Source organism: Streptomyces sp. NPDC059850, from assembly GCF_042731515.1.
Classification (GTDB): Bacteria; Actinomycetota; Actinomycetes; order Streptomycetales; family Streptomycetaceae; genus Streptomyces.
On sequence record NZ_JBHWJI010000129.1, the window covers coordinates 1 to 6,553 of the forward strand.

A 6,553-nucleotide genomic window follows, 5' to 3' on the forward strand; every position below is an offset into this window, starting at 1 on the left:
ACCGCACCTGGGGTGCCGGCGGGGCCCGCCAAACTACACCCCCCCCACGGGCCCCGTCCTGGGCGGGGGCCCCCGGGGTTTGGGGCACCCCGGCGGCCCGCCCCGGGCGCTTACGCGGGCACCGGCCGCAGCCGCAGCGTGATGATCTGATGCGGCCGCAGGGCCAGGCTCAGCCCGGCCGGGCCGGTGGCGGCCGGGTGGAGCGGGCGCTCCAGGAGGTCGGTGACGTCTGCCGAGAGGACCGGGAATCCGGCGATGAGCGTGCCCGCCGCGCGGCCGCCGTGCGACTCGTACAGCCGCACCACCACATCCCCGCTGCGGTCCTCGGCGAGCTTGACCGACTCCACCGTGATCGCCGGGTTGTCGACGGAGAGCAGCGGCGCGGGCCCGGTCGGGCCGCTGGGCAGGGGACGGAGCGGCAGGTTCAGGGCCAGGCCGCCCTCGACCGCGTCGCCGACGCTCGCGCCGGGCAGCAGCGCGTAGCGGAAGTGGTGGGTGCCGAGGTCCGTCTCGGGGTCGGGGGAGTGCGGGGCGCGCAGCAGCGTCAGCCGTACGGTGGTGCCGAGCACGTCCCCGTCCTCGTCCCCGTCGTCGGCGGAGTGCGCCGTACGGGTCACGTCGTGGCCGTACGTCGAGTCGTTGAGCAGCGCGGCCCCGTACCCCGGCTCGGCGACCCGCAGCCAGCGGTGGGCGCAGATCTCGAAACGGGCCGCGTCCCAGCTGGTGTTGGTGTGGGTGGGGCGCTCCACATGGCCGAACTGGATCTCCGCCGTGGACTCCCGGGCGTGGACGTCCAGCGGGAACGCCGCCTTGAGGACCTTCTCCGACTCCTGCCAGTCCACCTCCGTCGCGATGTCGAGGCGCCCGCTGCCCGCCGCCAGGGTCAGTTCCTCGACGATCCGCGAGGCGCCGAAGACCCGGACGACGCGGACGGTCGCGCGCAGCGGACCGGACTCGGTCAGCTCGACGGACTCGGCGGCGGTGAGGTCGGTGTGGCTGCGGCGGTAGTGGCGGTCGATGTCCCAGGCGTCCCAGTGGTTGGGGTGGTCGGGGTGGAGCTGGAGGAGGTTGCCGCGCGCGCCCGGGGCCAGCACCTCGCGGCCCGCGCTCAGATCGAGGACGGAGGTGAGCAGCCCGTCGCCGTCGATGGTGACCCGCAGCAGATCGTTGTCGAGGACGATGGCGTGGCCGTCGCTCAGCGAGGTCACCGGCGGCGCGGTCCACGCCGTACCGGCGAGGTCCGCCGTACCGGTGAGGGCCGCCGTGCCCAGCCCGCTCACCCGGACCCCGGCCGCCGCGCGCCCGTCGCCCAGCGGCTGCACGGGGATGTCGGTGGGCAGGGCCGCCGCCGTCTCGGCGTCCAGCACGGCGACCTCCTCGCGCTCGTACGGCGAGGCGTTGAGCACGGCGGGAGTGCCGGGGCCGCCGAGGGTGCTCAGCGCCCGGAGCGCGTCCGCGACGATCCCCTCCAGCTCGGTGCGCACCCGCGCGTACGTCTCGCGCGCCTCGCGGTGCACCCAGGCGATCGAGGAGCCCGGCAGGATGTCATGGAACTGGTGCAGCAGCACCGTCTTCCAGATCCGGTCCAGATCGTCGTACGGATACGCGTACCCGGGCACGTGGAGCGCGGCGGCCGTGGCCCACAACTCGGCCTCCCGCAGCAGGTGTTCGCTGCGCCGGTTGCCCTGCTTGGTGGCCGCCTGGGTGGTGTACGTGGCGCGGTGCAGCTCCAAGTACAGCTCGCCCGACCACACCGGCGCCTTCGCCCCGTACTCCCGCTCCGCCTCGGTGAAGAACACCGACGGCTTGTGGATCTCGACGCGCGGCGAGCCCTCCAAGGAGCCCAGCCGCCGCGCTTTCTCCAGCATCTCGCGGGTGGGACCGCCCCCGCCGTCGCCCCAGCCGAACGGGACGAGGGAGCGGGTGGCCAGGCCCTTGTCGGCGAAGTTCTTCTCGGCGTGGGCGAGTTCGGAGGCGCTGAACTGGGCGTTGTAGGTGTCGACCGGCGGGAAGTGGGTGAAGACGCGGGTGCCGTCGATGCCCTCCCACCAGAAGGTGTGGTGCGGCATCTTGTTGGACTGGTTCCAGGAAAGTTTCTGGGTGAGGAACCACTTCACCCCCGCCAGCTTGGCCAGCTGCGGGAACGCGGCGGTGTAGCCGAAGGAGTCCGGCAGCCAGATCTCCTCGGTGTCCACCCCCAGCTCCTCCAGGAAGAACCGCTTGCCGTGCACGATCTGCCGGGCCAGGGCCTCGCCGCCGGGCATGTTGGCGTCCGACTCGACCCACATCGAGCCCACCGGCGCCCAACTGCCTTCCGCCACCGCCTTCTTGATCCGCTCCCAGATGTGCGGCTGGTTCTCCTTGACCCAGGCGTACTGCTGCGCCTGTGAGCACGCGAACACCAGCTCCGGGTAATCGCCCGCGAGCGCCGTGACGTTGGCGAACGTACGGGACGCCTTGCGCACCGTCTCGCGCAGCGGCCACAGCCACGCCGAGTCGATGTGCGCGTGCCCGGTCGCCGAGACCCGGTGCGCGCTGGCGTGCGCGGGACGCTTGAGCACCTCGGTCAGCTCGGCGCGCGCGACGGCCGCGGTGGCGGGCACGTCGTGCAGGTCGAGCGCGTCGAGCGCGTTCTCCAGGGCGCGCAGGATCTCGTGGCGGCGCGGCCGGTCCGCGGGCAGCTCGCGCATCAGCTCGGACAGCACCTCGATGTCCAGGACCAGATGCCATACGTCCTCGTCGAGAACGGCCACATCGGCGGACGCGAACCGGTACAGCGGCCGGTCCCCTGCGGTGAGGACGTCGCCCAGCGGGGTCGGGGTGAAACCGTCGCGCAGCACGTGCGGATTGGCGGCCGCCTCCAGCAGGAGCCGTACGGGCTCGCCCCCGGCGGCCGGGGCCGCGAGCGGGATGTGGCGGTTACGGGGGTGGATGCCCTTGATCGGCACGCCGTGCGCGTCGTACACAAGACCCTCGGCCTGGAAGCCCGGACCGTCGTCCGTGAAGCCGGGGTCGATGACGACCTCGACCCGCCGCCCCGCCCACTCCGGCGGCACCGCGCCCTCCAGCCGGAACCACCAGGTCGACCACGGCTCGCCCCACTCCGTACCGGCCTCGAACCGCTCGTAGGTCCCATCGAGGGCCTCGGCCACCGGGACCGGCTCACCGGGGGCGCGCCAGGCGTAGAGGGACAGCGGAACGCGCGCCGGGTACTGGGCGGGCCGGATGAACTGGTGCAGCGCCCGTTCCAGGCGCCCTTCCACCAACAGTCGGTCGTCGTGCATCACGGCTCCTCGGGCTCGGCGCTCAGTGGATCACTCGATCACTCGGGAGGTGTCTTTCCCCGGTGTGTGGCGCGGCAACAGACGGGAATGCATTCCGTGAGCGTGTTCGACGGCTTTCGACGCTGGCCGCGCCGAGGCGGCGGCCGGGGCGGGGGAGGATGAAGCGTCAGCCAGTACGGCAGGGCCGGATGACCAACCGGCCGGACTCTGGGGCGGTGGCCATCGAAGGGGAGCGGGGCCGGGCCCTCAGCAAGCGACTGAGGCATGACGACTACGCGGCGGTGGCCGACGTCCGCGCCGCGCTGCGCGAGATGCTGCGGCACTGGGGCGGGCCCGGTCGGGCCGATCTCGCCGAGCTGCTGACGAGCGAGCTGGTGACGAACGCACTGGTGCACACCGACCGGGGTGCGCGGGTCAGGGCCACCCTGGGTGGCGGGAGCGCCGGGCCGGTGGTGGGCCGATTACGGGTCGAGGTGCGGGACTTCGTGTCCCGTCACCCGACGCTGCGCGGCCACCCCCCGGAGGACAGCACCTCCGGGAGGGGCCTGCTGCTGGTGCACACGCTCGCGGACGCGTGGGGCGTACGGGCCCACGGCGTGGGCAAGGCGGTCTGGTTCGAGCTGGACGCGGACGGCTGACCTCAGGCTCGGCCTCGGGTTCAGCCTCAGGCCCGGCTCAGACTCAGGTCCGGCTCAGCCTCAGCCGAACTGCCGCTCGATCTCCGCGAGCTTCTCCTCAAGGGAGTCCAGTCGCGGGATGGTCAGGGTGTCGTCCTCGGCGGTGAGGTCGACGGTCCGCGCCCGGTCCGTGTCCTTGTCGTCCTTGGCGTCCTTGTCCTTCGCCTTGGACTTGTCCTGGTCGGCTTCGGTGGCGTCGGCGTCACCGAAGCCGAAGCTGAAATCCAGGTCACGGCTCCAGTCCCGGCCCCGGTCCTCGCGACGGTCGTCGCGGTGACCGGACTCAGCCGCGTCCGCGGACTGCAAGGCGGGCCGAGCTGAGGGCGCTGACAGCTCGGCCGCTTCGGCTTTTCCCAGCGCGTTCTCCTCAAGGGAGGAGTCCGCGGTGAGCTGCGGAGGCTGTGCCGCGGGGGTGATGTCCACCTGGCGGCCACCGCCCCGGCCCCACGCCCGGTGCTGCCGGTTGAGCGCCCGTATCCGGGCCTTGTCCAGCTTCTCCTTGTCCCGGCGGCGGTCGCGCTTCTGCTCCTTCTCGCGCCGGTCCTCGCGGACCTCCTCGACGGCCTCGTCCAGCGTCCGCACGTTCTCCAGCAGCATCAGCGACCACGCGCCGAAGGTCTCGCGGGGCGCCCGCAGCCAGCGGACGATACGGATCTGCGGCAGCGGGCGGGGCACCAGGCCCTGTTCGCGCAGCGCCGCCCGGCGGGTCTGCTTGAGCGCCCGGTCGAAGAGGACCGCGGCCGACAGCGACATGCCCGCGAAGAACTGCGGGGCGCCGTCGTGGCCCATGCCGCGCGGCGCGTGCACCCAGTTGAACCAGGCGGCCGCGCCCGCGAACAGCCACACCAGCAGCCGCGAACCGAGCGCCGCGTCACCGTGGCTGGCCTCGCGCACCGCGAGCACCGAGCAGAACATCGCGGCGCCGTCCAGCCCGAACGGCACCAAGTACTCCCAGCCGCCCGAGAGGTTCAGGTTCTGCTGCCCGAAGCCCACGAGGCCGTGGAAGGAGAGCGCGGCCGCGACCGCGGCGCAGCAGAACAGCAGGACGTACGAGGCCATCCCGTAGATGGCCTCCTTGCGCCGGCGGCGCTCCTCACTGCGCTCCCAGGAGTCGGTGATCCCGCCCTCCTCCTTCTTCCCGTTACGGCCGCGCGCGAGGACAACTCCCGCCCCCACGACTCCGACGAGCGCTATGACGACTGGCAGGGCCCAGCCCAGCGATATGTCCGTCAGTCTCATCCGGTGCCCCTTGCCTCGCTTCCGTGAAGTTCTGGCCGCAGTACGGCCCTACTCGCGCGACATCCTGGCGGAATCGTGCCGGGCCTCAAGCGGTTTCTGGACAAGAGGCCGCCAAGTGGGCGGGGGGACACGCGGATAGGTGCGATACGGTTCGAACGCTCGCTCGTTGCAAGCGGCTTGATTCTATTCACGGAACCCGAGCGCGGGTAAATCCGATCGGTCGGCCTACCGTCGGCTTGTTGTCGGATCTCCGTCGGCCGTTCGAACCGCTTGGTGATCTTTCCCCGCCGCTGTCCGGTAGTGGGTGCTTCGGGGCCCCGTATCCGTGGCTGAAACGTATCGATCGCCGGTTCCGGTCCGGCCGGGGAGTGTGGTCAGGGTCATGCCGGTTTTCCTGTCCACTGTGTGTGGGCTTTGTCCTTGGGCGCCATCCGCATATCGTTCGATGGGATGTCAGGAGGACCCGAGTGGAGCAGGCCAAAGCCGAGGCGGCGACGGAGCCGCGGGACCCGTCCGGCGTGCCCGCGGCGCGCCGGTCCCCGCGCCGCCACTCCGTGCGCGGGCAGATCCTGGACGCCCTGCGGGACGCGCTGGTCGGCGGTGAGCTGACCCCGGGCGAGGTGTACTCCGCCCCGGCCCTCGCCGACCGCTTCGGCGTCTCGCCCACCCCCGTACGCGAGGCCATGCAGCAGCTCGCGGGCGAGGGCGCGGTCGAGGTCGTGCCGAACCGGGGCTTCCGGGTGGCCCGGCGCAGTGCGCGCGAGCTGGCCGAGCTGGCCGAGGTCCGCGCCCTGCTGGAGGTCCCGGTGATGCTCAGCCTGGCCCGGGCGGTCGCGCCCGAGCGCTGGGCGCGGCTGCGGCCGTTCGCGGAGGCGACGGCGGTGGCGGCGGCGAAGGGGGACCGGGCGGCCTATCTGGAGTCGGACCGTACGTTCCACCAGATGGTGCTGAGCCTGGCCGGGAACCAGCAGCTGGTCGTCGTGGCCGACGAGCTGCATCGGCGGGCGCAGTGGCCGCTGGCCTGCGGTCGTGCCGTGCGCACGGCCGACCTTGTCGCCGACGCGGCCGAGCACATGGCGCTCCTCGACGCGCTCGCCGCCGGCGACCTGGACGTGGTGGAGTCGCTGGTGCGCGAACACTTCACCTCCGGCGCCTGACCGGCGGGTCTTCCCCCACCCCGCCCCTTCCCGTAACCGGGGCGCTGCCCCGGGCCCCGGTGCTGCTTGGGGTTTCGTTGTCGGGTGCGGGCCGGTCTTTCAGCCTCTCCGGCGTTTGAGGAGCGGGGGTGTGGGGGCGGAGCCCCCACCCGGGGGGCGGGGCGGAGCCCCGGGTTCGGGGCGGGGCGGGGTGGGG

Annotated in this window: 4 protein-coding genes; 2 read left to right on the plus strand and 2 right to left on the minus strand. The window is 72.6% G+C overall.

Annotated features, from left to right (window positions below; genetic code table 11):
• Positions 1–110: 110 nt before the first annotated feature.
• Positions 111–3,284, minus strand: a complete 3,174-nt coding sequence (locus ACFV9T_RS42415; protein ID WP_385449166.1) for a glycoside hydrolase family 38 C-terminal domain-containing protein — start codon at positions 3,282–3,284, stop codon at positions 111–113.
• A gap of 158 nt (positions 3,285–3,442) precedes the next feature.
• On the opposite strand from ACFV9T_RS42415, the gene ACFV9T_RS42420 reads away from it, so the two are divergent.
• Positions 3,443–3,922, plus strand: a complete 480-nt coding sequence (locus tag ACFV9T_RS42420) for an ATP-binding protein (RefSeq protein WP_385449167.1) — start codon at positions 3,443–3,445, stop codon at positions 3,920–3,922.
• A gap of 60 nt (positions 3,923–3,982) precedes the next feature.
• Here ACFV9T_RS42420 and ACFV9T_RS42425 read toward each other — a convergent pair whose 3' ends face one another.
• The gene (locus ACFV9T_RS42425; protein ID WP_385449168.1) at positions 3,983–5,200 is read right to left on the minus strand and encodes a DUF2637 domain-containing protein; all 1,218 of its coding nucleotides are present in this window, start codon (positions 5,198–5,200) and stop codon (positions 3,983–3,985) included.
• A 467-nt stretch (positions 5,201–5,667) separates the two neighbouring features.
• On the opposite strand from ACFV9T_RS42425, the gene ACFV9T_RS42430 reads away from it, so the two are divergent.
• Entirely contained in the window at positions 5,668–6,357 is a 690-nt protein-coding gene (locus ACFV9T_RS42430; RefSeq protein ID WP_385449170.1) for a GntR family transcriptional regulator, read from the plus strand.
• The last annotated feature ends 196 nt before the right edge of the window (positions 6,358–6,553 follow it).

Coding starts and splice junctions, on each gene's coding strand:
- ACFV9T_RS42415 (WP_385449166.1), bottom strand. CDS start 3,284: ATGCACGACGACCGACTGTTGGTGGAAGGGCGCCTGGAACGGGCGCTG.
- ACFV9T_RS42420 (WP_385449167.1), top strand. CDS start 3,443: ATGAAGCGTCAGCCAGTACGGCAGGGCCGGATGACCAACCGGCCGGAC.
- ACFV9T_RS42425 (WP_385449168.1), bottom strand. CDS start 5,200: ATGAGACTGACGGACATATCGCTGGGCTGGGCCCTGCCAGTCGTCATA.